Origin of the sequence: Ralstonia sp. 1138, from assembly GCF_040544795.1 — a bacterium.
GTDB classification, from domain to species: domain Bacteria; phylum Pseudomonadota; class Gammaproteobacteria; order Burkholderiales; family Burkholderiaceae; genus Ralstonia; species Ralstonia flatus.
In genome coordinates, this window is the sequence record NZ_JBEPKQ010000001.1 from 317,980 (window position 1) to 336,845 (window position 18,866).

At 66.3% G+C, this 18,866-nt stretch carries 15 protein-coding genes; 9 read left to right on the forward strand and 6 right to left on the reverse strand.

What is annotated here, in order from left to right:
- The first annotated feature begins 42 nt into the window (after window positions 1-42).
- From ABIC76_RS01365 to otsA, 5 genes are all read left to right on the forward strand, one after another.
- Window positions 43-1,635: a hypothetical protein gene (locus tag ABIC76_RS01365; RefSeq protein WP_354532717.1), complete on the forward strand. Its 1,593-nt coding sequence runs from the start codon at window positions 43-45 to the stop codon at window positions 1,633-1,635.
- A 12-nt stretch (window positions 1,636-1,647) separates the two neighbouring features.
- Entirely contained in the window at window positions 1,648-2,529 is an 882-nt protein-coding gene (locus ABIC76_RS01370; protein ID WP_354532718.1) for a hypothetical protein, read from the forward strand.
- A 23-nt stretch (window positions 2,530-2,552) separates the two neighbouring features.
- Complete coding sequence (locus ABIC76_RS01375) at window positions 2,553-3,185, forward strand: 2OG-Fe(II) oxygenase (RefSeq protein ID WP_354532719.1); 633 nt, start codon at window positions 2,553-2,555, stop codon at window positions 3,183-3,185.
- Between the two features lie 193 nt (window positions 3,186-3,378).
- Window positions 3,379-4,179 (forward strand): trehalose-phosphatase, encoded by an 801-nt coding sequence (otsB, locus tag ABIC76_RS01380; RefSeq protein ID WP_102066283.1) that lies wholly within the window; start codon window positions 3,379-3,381, stop codon window positions 4,177-4,179.
- On the forward strand, window positions 4,176-5,606 hold the full coding sequence (gene otsA, locus ABIC76_RS01385; protein ID WP_102066282.1) for an alpha,alpha-trehalose-phosphate synthase (UDP-forming): 1,431 nt from the start codon (window positions 4,176-4,178) through the stop codon (window positions 5,604-5,606). The genes otsB and otsA overlap by 4 nt, the downstream gene beginning before the upstream one ends.
- A 1-nt stretch (window position 5,607) precedes the next feature.
- Here otsA and ABIC76_RS01390 read toward each other — a convergent pair whose 3' ends face one another.
- The 3 genes from ABIC76_RS01390 to ABIC76_RS01400 form a co-directional block, all read right to left on the reverse strand.
- The gene (locus ABIC76_RS01390; RefSeq protein ID WP_354532720.1) at window positions 5,608-6,384 is read right to left on the reverse strand and encodes a Mut7-C RNAse domain-containing protein; all 777 of its coding nucleotides are present in this window, start codon (window positions 6,382-6,384) and stop codon (window positions 5,608-5,610) included.
- Between the two features lie 149 nt (window positions 6,385-6,533).
- Window positions 6,534-6,863, reverse strand: a complete 330-nt coding sequence (locus ABIC76_RS01395) for a hypothetical protein (RefSeq protein ID WP_354532721.1) — start codon at window positions 6,861-6,863, stop codon at window positions 6,534-6,536.
- A 97-nt stretch (window positions 6,864-6,960) separates the two neighbouring features.
- A complete protein-coding gene (locus tag ABIC76_RS01400) occupies window positions 6,961-7,905 on the reverse strand; it encodes a LysR family transcriptional regulator (protein WP_102066279.1) in 945 nt (314 codons plus the stop codon).
- Window positions 7,906-8,245: 340 nt separating this feature from the next.
- Between ABIC76_RS01400 and ABIC76_RS01405 the strand changes: the two genes are divergently transcribed.
- The 4 genes from ABIC76_RS01405 (at window position 8,246) to ABIC76_RS01420 (ending at window position 15,629) form a co-directional block, all read left to right on the forward strand.
- Complete coding sequence (locus ABIC76_RS01405) at window positions 8,246-9,337, forward strand: alpha/beta hydrolase (protein WP_102066278.1); 1,092 nt, start codon at window positions 8,246-8,248, stop codon at window positions 9,335-9,337.
- Window positions 9,338-9,452: 115 nt separating this feature from the next.
- Window positions 9,453-10,772: an efflux RND transporter periplasmic adaptor subunit gene (locus ABIC76_RS01410; protein ID WP_354532722.1), complete on the forward strand. Its 1,320-nt coding sequence runs from the start codon at window positions 9,453-9,455 to the stop codon at window positions 10,770-10,772.
- Window positions 10,773-10,819: 47 nt separating this feature from the next.
- Window positions 10,820-14,026: an efflux RND transporter permease subunit gene (locus ABIC76_RS01415; RefSeq protein WP_354532723.1), complete on the forward strand. Its 3,207-nt coding sequence runs from the start codon at window positions 10,820-10,822 to the stop codon at window positions 14,024-14,026.
- 25 nt (window positions 14,027-14,051) lie between these two features.
- Window positions 14,052-15,629, forward strand: coding sequence for an efflux transporter outer membrane subunit (locus ABIC76_RS01420; RefSeq protein WP_502947824.1), 1,578 nt, complete (start codon window positions 14,052-14,054; stop codon window positions 15,627-15,629).
- A 148-nt stretch (window positions 15,630-15,777) separates the two neighbouring features.
- Here ABIC76_RS01420 and ABIC76_RS01425 read toward each other — a convergent pair whose 3' ends face one another.
- The 3 genes from ABIC76_RS01425 to ABIC76_RS01435 form a co-directional block, all read right to left on the reverse strand.
- Entirely contained in the window at window positions 15,778-16,146 is a 369-nt protein-coding gene (locus ABIC76_RS01425) for a hypothetical protein (protein WP_260772630.1), read from the reverse strand.
- A 765-nt stretch (window positions 16,147-16,911) separates the two neighbouring features.
- On the reverse strand, window positions 16,912-17,760 hold the full coding sequence (locus ABIC76_RS01430) for a hypothetical protein (protein ID WP_102066273.1): 849 nt from the start codon (window positions 17,758-17,760) through the stop codon (window positions 16,912-16,914).
- Window positions 17,757-18,767: a YaiO family outer membrane beta-barrel protein gene (locus ABIC76_RS01435; protein WP_257878170.1), complete on the reverse strand. Its 1,011-nt coding sequence runs from the start codon at window positions 18,765-18,767 to the stop codon at window positions 17,757-17,759. The genes ABIC76_RS01430 and ABIC76_RS01435 overlap by 4 nt, the downstream gene beginning before the upstream one ends.
- Window positions 18,768-18,866 lie beyond the last annotated feature (99 nt).

Sequence of the window (18,866 nt, forward strand, 5' to 3'; positions counted from 1 at the left end):
GGTGCATGGGCACGACCACGGCCATTGCCGGAGGATCGCGCCATGCCCGACCAGCCTTCCAACTCCGGATCATCCGATCTGCTGCGTGCCCTCGGCGCAGACCTGTCGACGCATCCGGGTGTGCTCTCCGAGCGCGAGCGCGAACTGCTCGCCAGCCTCGTCGCACAACTCAAGACGCAGACCACCGACCCGAACGTCGGCAACGCGATTCACACCGCGCTGACGAACACGCTCGGCAAGCGCGCCAGCGATGTGCTCGGCGCGGCCATCGCATCGCATCTGCTGGGCGGTGCGAGCCGCGTGCCGGTGCATGTCAACCCGGCGGCGGGGCCCGTGGTAGCGCATCCGGTCGCACCGGTCGTGTCCGAGCCGGGCATCTTCGGACCGGTCGCACCATCGCCCGTTGGGCCTGTCGCGAACGATCCGAGCGGTGGGCCCTGGGTGTGGCCGCCGCTGAATCCGCCGCCCCTTTTTCCGCCATCCATTCCGCCGATCCCACCCAACCCCGGGCCGGGCCCGGTGCCGATCCCCATCCCCATTCCCGTCGATCCGCAACCGGTGCCCGTGCCGGGCGTGCCGCCATGGTTTCCGATTCCCGTGCCGCCGTCACTGCCGCCGGACGACCCGTTCTTCCCGCACGGACCGCAGCCAATCTTCCCGCCGATCCCGCTCGGCGACCCGGGTGTTCCGCCGCCTCCGGAGCCCATCGACCCGGGCGATCCACAACCGGTCGACCCGGGCTGGCCGGGCGATCCGCAGCCGGGTGAGCCGGGCAATCCGGAGCCCGTCGATCCTGGCGAGCCGGGCCCTGTCGGTCCTGTCGGCCCCGGCGATCCTGGAGACCCGGGCGGCCCAGGCCCCGTTGGTCCAGGCGAGCCCACCGGCCCGATCAACCCTGGCCCGGTGGATCCGGGTGGCCCCGGGCCCGTCGATCCTGGCAGCCCTGGAGACCCGGGCCCGGTCGATCCAGGCCCGTCAGACCCGGGCGCGCCGGAGCCCGGCCCTTCCGACCCGGAGGGCCGCTGGAACGGCGTGCTGGACCCTGGCGCGCTCGAATCCATCATCGACCAGTTCGCCAGCGTGGCGGTGCTGCAGCAGGTGGCCGGCGTAGTGGCAGCGGCAGGCGCACGCTTCGAAACGCAGGTCGTCTACACGCGCTCGATCGAAGCCAGCGAAACCCTGGCGCCGGCGCCCGTGCGCATCCAGGTGCTGCGCGACACGCCCCAGGTCGACAAGCTGCTTGTGGGGCCTGTGGAGCGCGCCTTGCCGGGCGCCGCCCGCCGGCTTGCACCGCGCGCGCGCCAGGTGGGCCGGATCCGCGTTTCCGTGTTGGCGTTGCAGCCGGGTACCAGCACGCGCATCGACCTGGCCAACCAGCCCGCCCATGCCAACGACGTGGTGCTGGTCGCAACGCTCGGCAGCACCGGCACGGCCAATGCATCGCTGCGCATGCTGCGCGGCCCGCTGCGCCTGGCCGGTGTCGACCCGCGCCGTGGGCAGATCGTGGTGCCGCTTTCCACGGGGCGCGCCGTGGTCGTGCCCGCATTGCGCCCGGCGGAAATCGTTGCCCCTGCCGGCGCGCACGCCAGGCCGCTGCTGGTCGCCATCGTGCTGGCCGAGCTGTCCGTCAAGTGAACGGAGGCCAGCATGATCGCACCCATGCTCGACTATCAGCCGGATGTGCTTGCACCGCGCGCGGCGGTGCAGCGCATCCGGGCGCGGGCCATGTCGGATCAGCCGCTGCGTATCAACCCGCGGCTGCGCTTCGGGCAGTCCGAGCAAGGCTGGTTGCTGCATGTTGAAGACCCAGGCCGCCGCATCGAGCACACCTTCGCCATTAGCCCAAATGCCTGGAGCAGCCTGCGCCGGATGAGCCCCGGCGACATCGCCCCGTCGATGGACCCGTTCATGCAGACCGTGCTCGTCGATGCCGGCGTACTGATATCGGCCGCGCAGGTCGATGCGCCGCACGAGCCGCCACTCGATGCCGCGCGGGCGTCGTTCGCGCGCGAAAGCTATGGCGTGGTGACCGATGCCCTGCATCCGTACGAAGTGGCGGCCGTGCGTCGCTATCTTCGCCACGGCGTGCGCACAGGTGCCATCCGGTTTGGCGACCCGCAGGTGCCGCGCCGGTACCGCGCTCACAACGACCCGGTGCTGCGGACCCTGCAGGCGCGCCTCACGCCGCTCATCTCGCACGTGGTCGGCGTTCCCGTCAAACCGTCGTACGCGTACCTCGCGGCCTATACGCAGGGCGCGGTCCTGCACCGCCACGTCGATCGGCCGCAATGCGAATACAGCCTGACCATCGCCGTCGACTACACGCCCGAACCCACGCTCGAAGCCTCATGGCCGATCCGCCTGGGGCTGCCCGATGCCGAAGTACTCGTCTATCAAAGTCTGGGCGATGCGCTCGTCTATGCCGGTCCGCGTGTGGTGCATTTTCGCGAGGCGCTGCCCGAAGGGCACATCTCGACCTCGCTGCTGCTGCACTACGTCAACCTCAACTTTCGTGGGTCGCTCAATTGACGCTCGAACCCCAGCACTTGCCGATGGCATCGCCCGACCTGTTACCGGTGGAGTTGGTGCACCCGCCGTGGTGGGCGTCATGCGACGAATTCCTGCCGCCCAACGAACTCGAACTCGTGCGCGAAGCCGCGCTCGCCAACCCGGCGGCATATCGCCCGTCTGCTGTTCTCAATGCGGCAGGCGGTGGTGTCGAGCTGGACATCCGCCGCTCACGCGTGCGCTACGACGAGCCGACCATCGTCGCCCTGTTCGAAGAACGCCTGCTCGCCTATGCCGACAACATATTCGAGCGCCTGCGCATTGCGCCGTTTCCAGTGCAGCGGCTGGAAGTGCAGCTCACCGTGACGGGCCACGGCGAATTCTTCAAAGTCCACAACGACAACACGCACGCGCAGTTGCGCACGCGCCGCGTCACGTTCATCTACTACTTTCATCGCGAGCCGCGCGCATTCGAAGGCGGCAACCTGCGCTTGTATGCCTCGCGCACCGATGGCCGGCGCTGGCGCGAAACCGCAGATTTCGTCGACATCGCGCCCGTGCAGAATCGGCTGATCGTGTTCCCCAGCTTCCTCATGCACGAGCTGCGGCCGGTGAGCGTGCCGTCCGGCCGCATGGAGGATGGCCGCTTCACGGTCAACGGCTGGTTTCACAGCTGAGGCGCGATGTGCGCCGATGGGCGGCGATAGACGGCGACGGTGTGAAGGATTTGCATCCCGCTTCCGTTTTTACAAACACGGCCATTGCCGCGCGTGCCGCAAATGGCGAAATGACAACGTGTGGCGCCGCCGCCCTTTGGCCGGCCCGGTTCTTGCGTGAACAGGCGTATCAAGCACATTCACAAGAACCGGTTTGTCCAAGAACGTTTCTCCTCAGTCTTCTGCCAACGCGGCGCCGCTGCCCCCGCTCGACCTGGGGCAAACGGCCTTCCTCCTCGACTTTGACGGCACGCTGGTCGATATCGCGCCGCAGCCCGATGCGGTGCATGTCTCTGCGCCGCTGCGCGAAACGCTGGCCGCGCTGCATGCCGCCAGCGGGGGCGCGTTGGCGATCATCAGCGGGCGCACGGTGCACGACGTGGAGTCGCGCCTGTCGCTGCCCGGCCTTGTCATCGCCGGTGTGCACGGCGCGGAACGCCGCTATGCAGATGGCGGATTCGTCCGCCTGAGCACCGATGCCGACGCGCTCGCCCGGCTGGAGCGCGAGTTGCGCGCCGAACTCACGCAGTTGTCGACGCAGTTTCCCGGCGTGGTGCTGGAGAGCAAAGGCATTGCATTTGCCCTGCACTACCGCCACGCGCCAGAAGCCGAGAACGCTGTGCTGACGCTGGCGGATCGCCTGGCGCACCGCTATGCCGATCACGTGCGCCTGCAGGCCGGCAAGATGGTCGTCGAGCTCAAGCCGCGCGGCGCCAGCAAGGGCGATGTGGTGCACACGCTGATGACCGAGCCGCCGTTCATGGGCCGCACGGTGCTGTTTGCCGGCGACGACCTGACCGATGAAAGCGCCTTCGATGCCGTCAATGCGCTGGATGGCTGGTCGATCAAAGTGGGCGCAGGCCCGAGCCAGGCGCGCTGGCGCGTGCCAGACGCTGCAGCATTGCGGGCCTGGCTGGCAACGCTCACGGCCCCAGCCAAGCGAGGTGCCGCATGAGCCGACTCATTGTGGTTTCCAACCGCGTTGCACCCGTGGCTGAAGGCCAGGGAACGGCCGGTGGCCTGGCCGTGGGTGTGTTCGATGCGCTGCGCGAAACCGGCGGCATCTGGTTTGGCTGGAGCGGCGAAACCGCGACGACCGTTTCGCACGAACCCAACATCGTCACCAAGGGCAACATCACCTACGCCACCGTCGGCCTGAACCGCAAGGACTACGACCAGTACTACCGTGGCTTTGCCAACGCAACGCTGTGGCCGATCTTCCATTACCGCGTGGATCTCTCGCGCTACGAGCGCCAGGAGTACCATGGCTACCGGCGCGTCAACGCGCAGTTCGCGCATCAGCTCAAGGCGCTGGTGCAGCCCGACGACATCCTCTGGGTGCACGACTATCACCTCATCCCCTTTGCCGCCGAGTGCCGCGCGCTGGGGCTGACCAACCGCATCGGGTTCTTCCTGCACATCCCGTTTCCGTCGCCGGAAATCCTGACGACGATTCCGCCGCATGAAGACCTCATGCGCGCGCTGTGTGCATACGACTTGGTCGGTTTCCAGACCGAGACCGACCGCGTCGCCTTCTACGACTACATCGAGCGCGAAGCGCGCGGCTACATCGAACAGAAGGAACAGAACGGCCCCGTGCACGCCTATGGCCACACGCTGCGAGCGGAGGTCTACCCGATCGGCGTGCATCCGGACGAGATCGCCCAGCAGGCGAAAGCGTCGCTGGCGCGGCGCAATCCGTTCATGCGGCATACGAGTGTGCGCGGCGAGCGCATTGCGCCCCAGGGGCAAGGCCAAGGCCAGCCACCCACGAAACTCATCATGAGCGTGGACCGGCTCGACTATTCGAAGGGCCTGCCCGAGCGCTTCCGCGCATTCGAGCAATTGCTGGACGATTTCCCGGACCATCGCCGGCACGTGACCTTCATCCAGATCGCGCCCACGTCGCGCCAGGACGTGCAGAGCTATCAGCAGATCCGGCAACGGCTCGAAGCGGAGTCGGGCCGCATCAACGGCAAGCATTCGGAGCTGGACTGGACGCCTATCCGCTACATCAACAAGCAGTACGAACGGCGCGTGTTGATGGCGCTCTTCCGCAGCGCGCAGATCGGCTATGTCACGCCGCTGCGTGACGGCATGAACCTCGTCGCCAAGGAATACGTGGCCGCGCAAGACCCCGAAGACCCCGGCGTGCTCGTGCTGTCGCGCTTTGCGGGCGCCGCGCGCGAGCTGGATGCCGCGCTCATCGTCAACCCATATGACACGCGCGGCATGGCCGAAGCGCTGAACCGCGCATTGACGATGCCGCTGGAAGAACGCAAGGCGCGCTATGCCCACATGATGGATCGACTGCGCGCGGCCAATCTCACCATCTGGCGCGAGCGGTTCGTGGCCGATCTGCGCAACGCGCCGTCGCAATAAGTCAGGCGCCCGCGCTGCCGGTGCGGGGCATCCGCTCGGCAGCGTCTGCTGCATCGGGGGACGCGTCCGCCTCGGGCCAGAGCATGTCGGTCAGCACGGCATTCATGCGCGCCCAGTGCGAACCGGGCCAATAGATACGCCGGCAGACATCGCATGTGCTGAAGAGACGCTGGCGCTCGCGCACGCGGGGCGGCACGCTGGCGGATGCCTCTTCCGCGCTCAGCATGCGCAGCGGCACGTTGCATTCGAGACAGCGTGAAAACGGCTTCGCCACGTCGGCCAGCCGCAGGCGCGTGACGATCTCGCGCATCTGGGCCCGCGGCTCGCGCGCACGGATGAACGCGCCACGCCGAATGCCGCGTCGCTTGAGAAGTTCGCGGTCGCGCGACAGCACGATCCAGTCTTCCTCGTGGGCGAGCGCTTCGATGGCCGCGTCGGCGTAATTGTTGTCGTAGGCGGTATCAAAGCCGGCCATGCGCAGCAGGCGCGCGGTGGCACCCAGGTGCGCGTCGCACAGAAAGTGCAGCGGCGCCGCCGGCAACAGAGGCTCCACGGCGGCAACGGCAACGTGGCCCCATGCCGGCAACATGGCCTCCAGCGCCATGGGCCGGCCATCCACCAGCACCTGCCCCACCTCGGTATGCGGCACGCCCAGCGCCTCGATGGCGTGCTTGAGCGTGGCGCCCTCTGCCCACGCGCGCGCAACAGGATGCCCGCGCAACGCCAGCGGAAGAAGCGGCGTCAGGTTGGAATCGAACGTGAGGACGACGGTCTGCATGCCCGCCACGATACTCCCAACCCAACATGGATGCCTTGGCACGTTGGCGCCGCAAGGGTTTTACCAAGCGCCCGAACAATAAAAATGCGGCGTGACCGGTGAAGTCACGCCGCAAACAGGGAGGAGGAGAAATTCAGTCGCTGCGCGGTTTATGCGCGCGATGCTGTGCCGCCGTTCGGATAGCTGGTATCACCGTTCCACGACAGGTAGCCATACGTGTCAGCCTGGCGATCAGCGCCTTGGCTGTACGGGTCAAAGCGATCGTTCTTCCACGAAAGATAGCCGTAGGTATCGGCCTGGCGGTCGGCGCCCTGCGTATAGGGGTCGAAGCGGCCAGCCTGCGTTGCGGCAGGCGCATCGAAGTTTGGCTGGATGGAAGCCGTTGCGGGCTGCGACAGCAGCGCGGCGGAAGCCGACACCGTGGCCACCATGGCCAAAATAGCGCGGCGGGAGAAGGCGGAGAAGAGACGGGAGTTCATGATCGATTCCTTGTTCGTTTGCGCTCGTTGTTGCGCTTGGAGGGCAGAATAGATCGTTGCTCCCGTCTGATAAATGCGACTTTGCAGAAATAACTGTTCAGGCGGCGCTAACAATCTGCAGCCGCGGATTTTCCTTGAGCTGCAGGCACGGGTGGTCGGCAAACAGCGTCGCCACCCAGTCGACGAACACCCGCACCTTGGGCGACAGGTGCCGGTTATGCGGATACACCACCGAGATGGGCACCGGCTCGGAAATATGATCCGGCAACACCTCCACCAGCGCGCCCGACATCAGGTGCTCGTACACCAGGAAGCGCGACGTCTGCAGCAGCCCCAGGCCATGCAGCCCGCACGCGACCGCCGATTCGGCATCGTTGACGGACACCATGCTGCGCACCTTGTGGATCTGCTTCTGCCCGTCGATCACGAAATCCCAGTCCATGCGGCGGCCGTTGCGCGCAGAGAAGTAATTCACCGCCGTGTGGTCCTGCAGGTCTTCCAGCGTCTTGGGGGTGCCGCAGCGGGCCAGGTATTCCGGCGACGCGCAATTGACCATCGACAGCTGGCCGATGCGGCGCGCGACCAGGCTGGAATCCTGCAACTCGCCACCGCGCACGGCGCAATCCACGCCCTCCTGCACGAGGTCGACCGTGCGGTCGCTCATGCCGATCTCCAGCTGAAGATCGGGGTACGCCGCATGAAAATCGCGAATGCGCGGCACGAGCAACCGTTTGCCAATCGACGCAGGAACATCGATGCGCAACGTGCCGCGCGCACCCGACGCGCTTTGCGAAAACGCCGCCTCGGTCTCTTCCAGATCGCCGAGCAGACGCACGCAGCGCTCGTAGTACGCAGCGCCATCGGCGGTGACATTGACCCGGCGCGTGGTCCGGTGCAACAGGCGCACGCCGAGATGCGCCTCGAGGCTTTGCACCAGGTTCGTCACCGTGGCGCGGGGTAACTGAAGGCTGTCGGCAGCCTTGGTGAAGCTGCTGGCTTCCACGACACGCGTGAAAACCTGCATGGCCTGCAAGCGATCCATCTGCGGCTCCTTAGGGACGGACTCCACGGGGCGGGCGCACTGCCCGAATCAAAACGGGCAATGCGCCGGACCTGTGGAATCAAGGGGTCTGCTCATGCTCGAGAACACGCATGCGTTCTGAGCATGAGGCGCGATCAGGAAGGCGGCGACTACGGGTTTTCGCAGTGCAACAAGATCGGCCTCGAGCTAGGACACTTTGTAGCACAACCGTAAATATTGATTGTTCGGCTGCAACTAATAGTGATGTCTGATTATAGGCATTTATCTGCGTTCGTCTAATCACCATCATTCAGCCCATCGATATCCGGGTTATCCGCAAAGGTAAGCCCCGCCTGACATCATGGGTTCTTCTCCACCGCGCCTCGTTGTTTCGGATCGATCGCTGACCAGCGATGCGGCCTCGGCCGCTGTTCGTCCAGCGCGACCGTACGCAACATCCGCCACCAACAATGTTGCACTGAATAACAATTTGCGCGGCGCAGCATCGACGCTGCCTGAGCAAGCTTCTGCGCCGGGCGAAACGGCTGGCGCGGCGCCGCTGCCGCGCGAGGTCACGGCCGAAGATTATTGGACCCAGGGCTACGCCAGCCGCATCCGCCTGCGGGTGTTCCGCCCCGAAATGCACGCCGACGATGCCGCCGCACCGCTGCGCCGCCCCGGCGTGCTGTACCTGCACGGCGGTGGTTTCGTGCGCGGCTCAATCGACGATGCCGATGCGCCGGCGCGCCACCTGGCCGCCACATTGCCGGCCGTGGTGGTCACAGTCGGCTATTCGCTGGCGCCCGCCGCGCCGTTTCCGGCTGCACCGGAGGATGTGTACGCCGCGCTGTGCTGCATGGCCGACCATGCCGCCGCATGGGGTATTGACCGTCGCCGCATCGCGGTGGCCGGGCATGACGCCGGCGGCAACCTGTCGGCCGCGCTGTCGATGATTGCGCGCGACCGCGGCGGCCCGCACCTGCGTGCACAGGTCCTGATCGCGCCGATGCTCGACCCGACCATGGCCCGCGTGCGCCCCGACCACCTGGCCAACGCCGACAACTCGGCCGAAGTCTGCGCCGATTGCTATCGGCAGTACCTGCCCCGCCCGACCGAACGTGTGCACCCCTACGCCGCACCGGTGGAATCGCGCCGCCTGCAGGGCCTGCCCCCCGCCCTGCTGCTCACCGCGCCGCAAGACCTGCTGCGCACTGAAGCCGAGCGCTATGCCGCGTGCCTCATTGAAGCGGGCGTCGTCACGCAGGTCGTGCGCGTGAACGAAGCGTGCCATGACTCGATTGCCATGAGCGCCGTGGCGCAAGACGAGATGACGTGCTTCCTGCGCTGGCACCTCGGCATGACGCGCCAGACCGCGGCACCACGCAAACGCCGTCCACGTGCGGACCGGAAGGACCGCACTTCCATAGACCCGACCGGGGAGACGCCTGGCTGAACCCATACAACAAGAAACGGAGTGCGAGGCCGCCCGCGTATTTCTACGCTGCGGCCAACGCGCTTTTATCCAGTCTTTTTCTCTTTGCTTACCCAACAAAATCGAGAGAGTCATCATGAGCCTGTCCAAACGCACACTCGCCATTTCGGTTGCCGCCGTGCTCGGCGTTGCAGCTGTGGGCACCTACGGTCTGGTCTCCAGTGCCGGCGCTTCGCAGCAGCCGACCGCCGCGCCTGCCGCCACGCCGGTGGATGTGGCGCCGGTCCTTGCCAAGAACGTTTCCGAATGGGATGAGTTTTCCGGCCGCATCGAAGCCGTTCAACGCGTTGAAGTCCGTCCGCTGGTGAGCGGCACCGTCACTGCCGTCCACTTCAAGGACGGCACCATCGTCAAGAAGGGCGACGCCCTGTTCACCATCGACCCGCGCCCCTACGCGGCCGAAGTGGCCCGCACGCAAGCCGCGCTGACCGCCGCCAAATCGCGCGTGGCCTATACCACGTCGGAGCTGGACCGTGCGCAGAAGCTGGTGGCCGACAACGCCATCGCGCGCCGCGAGTTCGAAGAGAAGGAAAACGCCGCACGCGAGGCCCAAGCCAACCTGCAAGGCGCCGCCGCCGCGCTGGAAGCCGCCAAGCTGAACCTGGAGTACACGCACATCGTGGCGCCGGTCGCCGGCCGCGTGTCGCGCGCAGAAATCACCGTCGGCAACGTCGTCTCGGCCGGTGGCGCTGCGCCGGTGTTGACCACGCTGGTGTCGGTCTCGCCGATGTACGTGGCGTTCGATGCGGATGAACAAAGCTACCTGCGTTACTCCGAGAAGGCCGCCCAGGGCGCCAAGACGCCGGTCTACATCGGGCTGGCCAATGAAGACGGCTACACGCGCGAAGGCGTGATCCAGTCCGTCGACAACCGGCTGGACGTGCGCTCGGGCACGATCCGCGTGCGCGCCACGCTGGACAACGCCGACGGCCGCCTCACGCCGGGCCTGTACGCCCGCGTGCGCATGAGCACCGGCGCGCCGCACGACGCCATCCTCATCAGCGACAAGGCCATCGGTACCGACCAGGACAAGAAGTTCGTCCTCGTGGTGGATGCGGCCAACAAGACGAGCTATCGCCCGGTCGTGCTGGGCGCCTCCATCGACGGCCTGCGCGTGGTCAAGTCGGGCCTGAAGGCCGGCGAGCGCATCGTCGTGAACGGCATCCAGCGCGTGCGGCCGGGCGACGCCGTGGCACCCAACACGGTGACCATGGATAGCCTCGTCACCAAGCGCGTGGTGTTGCCGGGTGCACAGCCGGACGCCCCGGCCGCGCCCGCCGAAGCCAAAGCCGAAACACCCGTCGCACCCGCTGCGCCTGCCGCCAAGGCGGAAACCAAGCCCGCGAACGCCAAGACCGCAGCCAACGCCCAACGCCTTCCGGCCGACCGCGCCTGATGGCCCCGATTGCGCTCAATCGCGACTGAACCTCATCGCTCACAGCCATGAACTTCTCTAAATTTTTCGTGGACCGCCCGATCTTTGCGGGCGTGTTATCCACGCTGATCCTGCTGATCGGGATCATCTCGATCTGGCGATTGCCGATCTCGGAGTATCCCGAGGTCGTGCCGCCTTCGGTGGTGGTGCGCGCGCAGTTCCCGGGCGCCAACCCGAAGGTGATTGCCGAGACCGTCGCCTCGCCGCTCGAAGAACAGATCAACGGCGTCGAAAACATGCTGTACATGCAGTCGCAAGCCAACAGCGACGGCAACATGACCACGACGGTCACCTTCAAGCTGGGCACCGACCCGGACAAGGCGCAGCAGCTCGTGCAGAACCGCGTGTCGCAGGCGCTGCCGCGTCTGCCCGACGTGGTGCAGCGCCTGGGCGTGACGACCATCAAGAGTAGCCCCGACCTGACGATGGTGGTGCACTTGCTGTCGCCCAACGATCGCTACGACATGACGTACCTGCGCAACTACGCCGTGCTGAACGTGAAGGACCGCCTTGCACGGATCAGCGGCGTGGGCCAGGTGCAGCTGTTCGGTTCGGGTGACTACTCGATGCGCGTGTGGCTCGACCCGAACAAGGTGGCCGAGCGCGGCCTGACGGCCAACGAAGTGGTCAAGGCCATCCGCGACCAGAACGTGCAGGTGGCGGCAGGCGTGATCGGGGGCTCGCCGTCGGTGCCGGGTACGGACCTGCAGCTGTCCGTCAACGCACAGGGCCGCTTGAAGACCGAGCAGGAATTCGGCGACATCATCCTCAAGAGTTCGCCCAACGGCGCCGTCACCTACCTGCGTGACGTGGCCCGCATCGAGCTGGCTGCGTCGGAATACGGCCTGCGCTCGCTGCTGGACAACAAGCAGGCAGTGGCGATTCCGATCTTCCAGGCGCCGGGCTCCAACGCGCTGCAGATTTCGGATGACGTGCGCAAGACGATGGCCGAGCTGAAGGAAGACTTTCCCGAAGGCGTCGACTACCGCATCGTCTATGACCCGACGCAGTTCGTCCGCTCCAGTATCGAAGCCGTCACGCACACGCTGCTGGAAGCGGTGGCGCTTGTGGTGCTCGTGGTGATCCTGTTCCTGCAGACGTGGCGTGCGTCGATCATTCCGCTGCTGGCGGTGCCGGTGTCGATCGTCGGTACGTTCGGCCTGATGCTGATGTTCGGCTTCTCGATCAACGCGCTGTCGCTGTTCGGGCTGGTGCTGGCGATCGGGATCGTGGTGGACGATGCCATCGTGGTGGTGGAAAACGTCGAGCGGAACATTGCCGAAGGCTTATCGCCACGCGAGGCCACGTACAAGGCCATGCGCGAAGTGAGCGGCCCGATCATCGCCATTGCCCTGACGCTGATTGCCGTGTTCGTGCCGCTGGCCTTCATGACGGGCCTGACCGGTCAGTTCTACAAGCAGTTCGCGCTGACGATCTCCATCTCGACCGTCATCTCGGCCTTCAACTCGCTCACGCTGTCGCCGGCGCTGGCTGCCCTGCTGCTCAAGAGCCACGATGCACCGAAGGATTGGCTGGCGCGTGCGATGGACAAGGGCCTGGGCTGGATCTTCCGTCCGTTCAACCGCGTGTTCGGTGCCGCATCGGAATCGTATGGCCGCAGCACCTCGCGCGTGATCGGCCGCAAGGCAGTCATGCTGGGCATCTACCTGGCCCTGATCGGTGCGACCGCGCTGCTGTTCAACAAGGTGCCGGGCGGCTTCGTGCCGATGCAGGACAAGCAGTACCTCGTGAGCTTCGCGCAGCTGCCGGACGGTGCCTCGCTTGACCGCACGGAAGACGTGATCCGCCGCATGTCCGACATCGCCCTCAAGCACCCCGGCGTGGAAAGTGCCGTGGCGTTCCCGGGCCTGTCGATCAACGGCTTCACCAACAGCCCGAGCGCCGGCATCGTGTTCGTCACGCTCAAGCCGTTTGACGAGCGCAAGGGCGCCAACCTGTCGGGCGGCGCCATCGCCGGACAACTGAACCAGCAGTACGGTGCGATCAAGGACGCCTTCATTGCCGTCTTCCCGCCGCCGCCGGTGCAGGGCCTGGGCACGGTGGGTGGCTTCAAGATGCAGATCGAAGACCGTGGTTCGGTCGGCTACGAACAGCTCTTTGCCGCCACGCAGGCCTTCATGGCCAAGGCACGCCAGACGCCTGAGCTGGGGCCGTCGTTCTCGAGCTACCAGATCAACGTGCCGCAGCTGAATGCCGACCTGGACCGCGTGAAGGCCAAGCAGCTGGGCGTGCCGGTCACGGACGTGTTCGACACCATGCAGGTGTATCTCGGCTCGCTGTACGTGAACGACTTCAACCGCTTCGGCCGCACGTATCAGGTCAAGGTGCAGGCAGACGCGCCGTTCCGCGCCCATGCAGAAGACATCCTGCAGTTGAAGACACGCAACACCGCCGGCGAGATGGTCCCGCTGTCATCGCTGCTGCGTGTGTCGCAAGGCTTCGGGCCGGATATGGTCGTGCGCTACAACGGCTACACCGCTGCCGACATCAACGGCGGCCCGGCCCTGGGCTTCTCGTCGGGCCAGGCACAGGCGGCTGTGGAGCGCATCGCGCATGAAACGCTGCCCAAGGGCGTGCGCTTCGAGTGGACGGATCTGACGTATCAGCAGATCCTGGCCGGCAATTCGGCCGTGTGGATCTTCCCGATCTGCGTGCTGCTGGTGTTCCTGGTGCTGGCTGCGCAGTACGAAAGCCTGACGCTGCCGCTGGCCGTGATCCTGATCGTGCCGATGAGCCTGTTCGCCGCCATGCTGGGCGTGTGGGTCTCGCATGGAGACAACAACATCTTCACGCAGATCGGTCTGGTGGTGCTGGTGGGGCTGGCGTGTAAGAACGCCATCCTGATCGTGGAGTTTGCGCGCGAGCTGGAGCTGCAGGGACGCACCATCGTGGAAGCCGCCATCGAGGCCTGCCGCCTGCGTCTGCGCCCGATCCTGATGACGTCGATCGCTTTCATCATGGGCGTGGTGCCCCTGGTGGTGTCGACCGGCGCCGGTGCGGAAATGCGTCATGCCATGGGCGTGGCCGTGTTCGCGGGGATGCTGGGTGTGACGCTGTTCGGCCTGTTCCTCACGCCGGTGTTCTACGTGCTGCTGCGCACGCTGGCGGCACGCCGCGGCCAGCGCTCGGAAGATGCACCCGATCGTGATCTGGACCTGGACGGCGCGCTGCCTGTGCCGTCGACCCAGCACTAAGGTCAACACTCATCAAGACATCGTTATGAACGCGTCGACACAACAACAAACGGGTCCGGCCATGCGCGCGGGCCGCTGGACTCCGCTGGCGCTGGCCGCCGCGCTGTTCCTGGCGGCCTGCTCGCTCGCCCCGACCTACGAGAAGCCGGACGTTGGCACGCCCAACGCCTTCAAGGAAGCAGCGCAGCCAGCACAGGCGACCGATGCACCGCTGGCCGCAAACGAGCAAGGCAAGTGGAAGACCGCCGAGCCCGCCCTGCCTGCCGACGGCGCATGGTGGAAGATCTTCAACGACCCGGCGCTCGACAAGCTCGAAGCGCAGGCCGCTGAAGCCAGCCCCACGCTGGCCGCGGCCGCCGCCCGCGTGACGCAGGCGCGCGCCTTCGTGCAGGCCAACCGTGCATCGCTGTTCCCGGAACTGGACGTGGGCTTCGGCCCGACGCGCCAGCGGGCGTCGGCGGCATCGGCCGGCTTGCCGGTCGGCGCGCCCGTGCAGCCGCAGACGTACTGGCGCGCGCAGTCCACCGTGGCGTATGAGGTGGACCTGTTCGGCCGCGTGCGCAACAACATCGATGCCGCCGGTGCCGACGCCGAGCGCGTCGAAGCGCTGTACCGTGCCGCACGGCTGACCTTGCAGGCCGACGTGGCGCAGACGTATTTCAGCCTGCGCACGCTGGATGCGGAAGAAGCCTTGCTGTCCCGCACGCTGGTCGGCCGTGAAGAAGCGCTCAAGCTCGTGCAGCGCCGCTTCAACACCGGCGACATCGGCGAACTGGACGTTGCCCGCGCCGATGCCGAACTGGCCACGGCACGCTCTGACCGCATCGGCGTACAACGTCGTCGCGCGGTGCTGGAGCACGCCCTGGCGACGCTGCTAGGCAAGGCGCCGGCCGATTTCAACATGGATGCACAACCGCTCACCACGCTGGATGTGCGTGTGCCGGCAGGCCTGCCTTCCGCCCTGCTGGAACGCCGTCCCGACGTGGCCGCTGCCGAGCGCTCGATGGCTGCGGCCAACGCGCGGATCGGCGTGGCGCGTGCGGCGTTCTTCCCGCAACTGCAGCTCACGGGCGGCTTTGGCTACGAGTCGCACGACATCGGCGATCTGCTGAAATGGGGCAGCCGCACGTGGATTCTCGGGCCGCTGGTCGGCACTGCGCTGTCGCTGCCGATCTTTGACGGTGGCGCCCGCAGCGCCGGCGTGAAGCAGGCACGTGCCGCGTACGAAGAGAACGTTGCCAACTACCGCGAAAGCGTGCTCGTCGCCTTCCGTGAGGTGGAAGACAACCTCTCGGAACTGCGCCTGCTGGCCGATCAGGCCAAGGCCCAGGACGACGCCGTGCGCGCCTCCACGCGTGCCGCGCAGTTGTCCCGCACGCGCTACAACGCGGGCTCGGTCAACTACCTGGACGTGATCGATGCCGAGCGCAACATGCTGTCCGCCGAACGCATCGGCGTGCAACTGGCCGGCAGCCGCGTGAACTCCACGGTGGGGCTCATCAAGGCGCTGGGCGGCGGCTGGGGTGATCTGCCGCCGGCCGCTCCGGCCAACGCGGCTAATGTGGCCAGCGTGGCCGCGCCCGCAACGGTGGCACAGCAGTAAAGACTTCTCCTCTCTCTCTGGAAAGCGAGATCTGCGCGGCTTCGGCCGCGTTTTTTTTGCCGTGGACTACCTGCGGCCTGCAGCCATGCCACCTTCGCGCTGCGCTGCGCGACATTCCCGCCCGTCGCGGGAATGCGTCAACCTTTTGTTATTGGCTGTAGCCCCGCCGCTCTATGGCGGCTAACACGTCCCACGTCTGCGGATCGACATCGCGGCCCCCGAGCGACATCGATACATACGCATCAATCGCGTCCACAAAACCCTTCACGAACGGCGGCGGGAATGCCTGTGCGGAGAACAGTTGCAACTGTTCGAGCAGCATGCCCGGCCTGCATTGGCCGTGCGTGCACATGGCGGTGCGTGTGCGCTTGAGATAGGCCTGTGCTGCCAGTGCGCCGTTCAGATAGACGCGGTTCTTGGTGAGCCGGCCTGCGTCGGGCGACGTGGGCGCTGGACTAGGTGACGCTGGGGGTGGAGATGGATAGGACGCAGGGCGCGTCGCTTCGGAAATCGGCATAGGAGCCTCCTTGGGATTAAAGGAGCCTCACCATCTCGGCGCTAAACGAGGGTGGCGGGCCTGACGATGGTGTTAGCGACCCGGTCCCAAGGAAACCGGTAGACCCGAAGGTCTCACCATCCGGCCCGCCAAAGTAGGCGCGAACGGAAGCAGCAGTGCGACTGCATGCAGCAATCGTCCGCCTTGGTGTTTCAGGTCGCTAAACCAGGCTGCCGTTGGTGCGGCAGCGGGCAGATTATAGCGGCGCAGGCATCGTCCAAGTTCCGATTCCGTGTATCAGGCTCTGACGCGCAAGGGCCGTGCGCGCACCGCGCATTCCGGTCCGCAGCGAGCGCCGACCGAGCCTTGCCGAAGCAGACCTGACCCTTAACCCACCGCCGTTGGCCCGCAGACGGCCGAGCGCCGCAGTTTCCGGTGCCTGCATCAGCCCTAAACATTCGATTTCCACAGTCCGAGCGCGACTCGCCACCCTCAAACCGTCGACGTTGCCCCTCTGAGGCTCATGCGCGACGGTCGGAGGCTGGAAGCAGGCTGTCGGGGCTCGAAAATTTCGACCTCTGACTGTGGAAGACGACTGTTTGAGGCTCGCGTTCGGCCCTCGGAGGGTCGACCTCGACTGTTGGAGGGTCACGTTCGAGCCATCGACGCTCGTGAGCGACCGTTCCAGGGTCGCGCTCCCGCGTATAGGCCCCGTATCCCGTTGGCGTCGTACGACAAAGCCCTCAGCAGCGACGCGCGACGGCACCTCGCGGGCTGGCGGTCCGCCTACGAGAGACGCCGCCCACCCGCCCCACGCGCGTTCCAGCTCATCGCCCATGCATAGAAGCCGACCAGCGTGCCGAACTGCAGGAACACCGCCCACAGCAGAAAGATCTGCGGATACCACAGCATCGACCCTTTGAGCAGCACCACCGATGCGAGCGTGTACTGAAACGGAATGAACACCGTGAGATACGCCATGCCCATGACGGACAGCACCAGTTTGCGGATCAGGCCGAAGTCCAGCACGTTGTAGATCAGCGCATAAAGCCACGGCGTGATCAGCACCACCACGACCGACGCCTGCGTGAGCGAGCCGATGGAGCCCCCGCCGTCATACGGAAAGCTCGCGGGCCACATGAAGAAGTAGAACTGGGCACTCGCCTGCACCACGCCAATAAAGCGCAGCCAGTACGCCAGCGGCAACGCGCGGCCGCCGATGAAACGCGTACCGAACAGCAACGGGAGCGTGACGATCATCCCTACCAGCCATTGCACAGCGGTGGGCAATGCGGCGTCGCTGTGCGGATACGGAATCGCCCCGAACCCCGGCACCAGCGCCTTCACGGCCGCCAAGCGCACCTGCCCCTCCAGGGCGACGCTCCAGAACCCGATGATGCGTTCCCACAGCCTGGCAATGGTCGGCCACAGCGCGCAGTAGCCGGCGGTGAGCGCCAGCGGGATCCCGAGCACATCGATCCAGCGCGAGAGCGGAAACGACAGGCGCCGCATCGCGCGGTGCATGACGATGCGATCGCCGCGATAGCCGATCACGCGCTTGGGCTCATGCCCGCGCAGCCGGCGCTTGGTGGGCAGGTCGTCGGTGGGCCCTTCATCGACGGGCTTGGCGTTCATCGGAAGCTCCAGCGGAAGCCGATTTCACCGTAGGTGCGGTTGTAGAAGGGGTTGCGGTAGTACTGCGCGCCGATGATGAGCAGCAGGTCACGCGCGACACGCTCGCGCCACTGGATGGCGTAGCTCATGCTGTTGTAGTCCGCGCGCTCGGTGCCGGTGGTCAGCACCTGGTAGGCCTCGCGGGCGTGTTCGACGCGCAGGACGAGCGCGCGCTTTTCGTCGTTGCCGATCGTGGCCGCAATGTATTGGCTCGGGCCGAACACCATGCCCGGATTGGCCCGGTTGAAACGCAGACCGCCCTCCAGCACCACCGACGGGAAATACGCCAGCGTGCTGAGCACCAGCCCCTGGTCATTGCGCACGCTGTCCTGACCTTGCGCGTAGTAGGCGCCGATGCCGGCCACGAAACGGCGGTCGGGGCCGAACTTGCGATAGCCCGCCACATCCACACGCCACTTCGAGAACAGCTCGCTGTTGCCCGTGCCCGCGCCGACGAGGACGTAGTAATCCTCCGAGAGATCGCGCGTGAGCGAGAGCGCGCCGTACTGGCCCGCAAAACCAAAGCGGCTCTGCCGGTCCAGCTCGGCCTGCCAGATGCCGTACGAGGTGACCATCATGCCGCGCAGGGCCACGGCAGTGGCACCGCCAAAGCCATCGCTCATATGGCCGGTGTCGAGCACGGCCTCGATGGCGGCGCGCTCCGGGGCGTAGGGTTCAGGCAACGGCTCTGGCACGGTGGGCGCGGTGGCGCCGGGCGTCGGCACGGGCGTTGCGGCCAACGCCGTTGCGTCTGCCGGCGGCGCGGCGCCTTCCGGTGCGGCCGGTTGCTCCGGGTCCGTTGCGGCCTCTTGCGGTGTGGCCGGCTCGGCCGGTTGCATGGCTTCGACCGCTTGTGTCGGTTGCGCGTCTTCGGCGGGCTTGGCCGCGGCGGCCTGTGCCCATGCCGTGGGCGCTGTCATGCCGCAGATGGCAGCCGCCACCATCCACGCAATGGGAGTTCGATCCACGCTGTATTTCCCCGTCTGTTGTCGATGCGGGCGCCGGCCTTTTTTTGATGCGTGGCGGCGGCCCTCTCTGCTTGTCGTCTTGTGTCTTGTGTCTTGTAT

Excerpts from the sequence above, each read along its gene's own strand:
- ABIC76_RS01365 (WP_354532717.1), top strand. The coding sequence starts at position 43 with ATGCCCGACCAGCCTTCCAACTCCGGATCATCCGATCTGCTGCGTGCC.
- ABIC76_RS01370 (WP_354532718.1), top strand. The coding sequence starts at position 1,648 with ATGATCGCACCCATGCTCGACTATCAGCCGGATGTGCTTGCACCGCGC.
- ABIC76_RS01375 (WP_354532719.1), top strand. The coding sequence starts at position 2,553 with ATGGCATCGCCCGACCTGTTACCGGTGGAGTTGGTGCACCCGCCGTGG.
- otsA (WP_102066282.1), top strand. The coding sequence starts at position 4,176 with ATGAGCCGACTCATTGTGGTTTCCAACCGCGTTGCACCCGTGGCTGAA.
- ABIC76_RS01390 (WP_354532720.1), bottom strand. The coding sequence starts at position 6,384 with ATGCAGACCGTCGTCCTCACGTTCGATTCCAACCTGACGCCGCTTCTT.
- ABIC76_RS01395 (WP_354532721.1), bottom strand. The coding sequence starts at position 6,863 with ATGAACTCCCGTCTCTTCTCCGCCTTCTCCCGCCGCGCTATTTTGGCC.
- ABIC76_RS01400 (WP_102066279.1), bottom strand. The coding sequence starts at position 7,905 with ATGGATCGCTTGCAGGCCATGCAGGTTTTCACGCGTGTCGTGGAAGCC.
- ABIC76_RS01405 (WP_102066278.1), top strand. The coding sequence starts at position 8,246 with ATGGGTTCTTCTCCACCGCGCCTCGTTGTTTCGGATCGATCGCTGACC.
- ABIC76_RS01410 (WP_354532722.1), top strand. The coding sequence starts at position 9,453 with ATGAGCCTGTCCAAACGCACACTCGCCATTTCGGTTGCCGCCGTGCTC.
- ABIC76_RS01415 (WP_354532723.1), top strand. The coding sequence starts at position 10,820 with ATGAACTTCTCTAAATTTTTCGTGGACCGCCCGATCTTTGCGGGCGTG.
- ABIC76_RS01420 (WP_502947824.1), top strand. The coding sequence starts at position 14,052 with ATGAACGCGTCGACACAACAACAAACGGGTCCGGCCATGCGCGCGGGC.
- ABIC76_RS01425 (WP_260772630.1), bottom strand. The coding sequence starts at position 16,146 with ATGCCGATTTCCGAAGCGACGCGCCCTGCGTCCTATCCATCTCCACCC.
- ABIC76_RS01430 (WP_102066273.1), bottom strand. The coding sequence starts at position 17,760 with ATGAACGCCAAGCCCGTCGATGAAGGGCCCACCGACGACCTGCCCACC.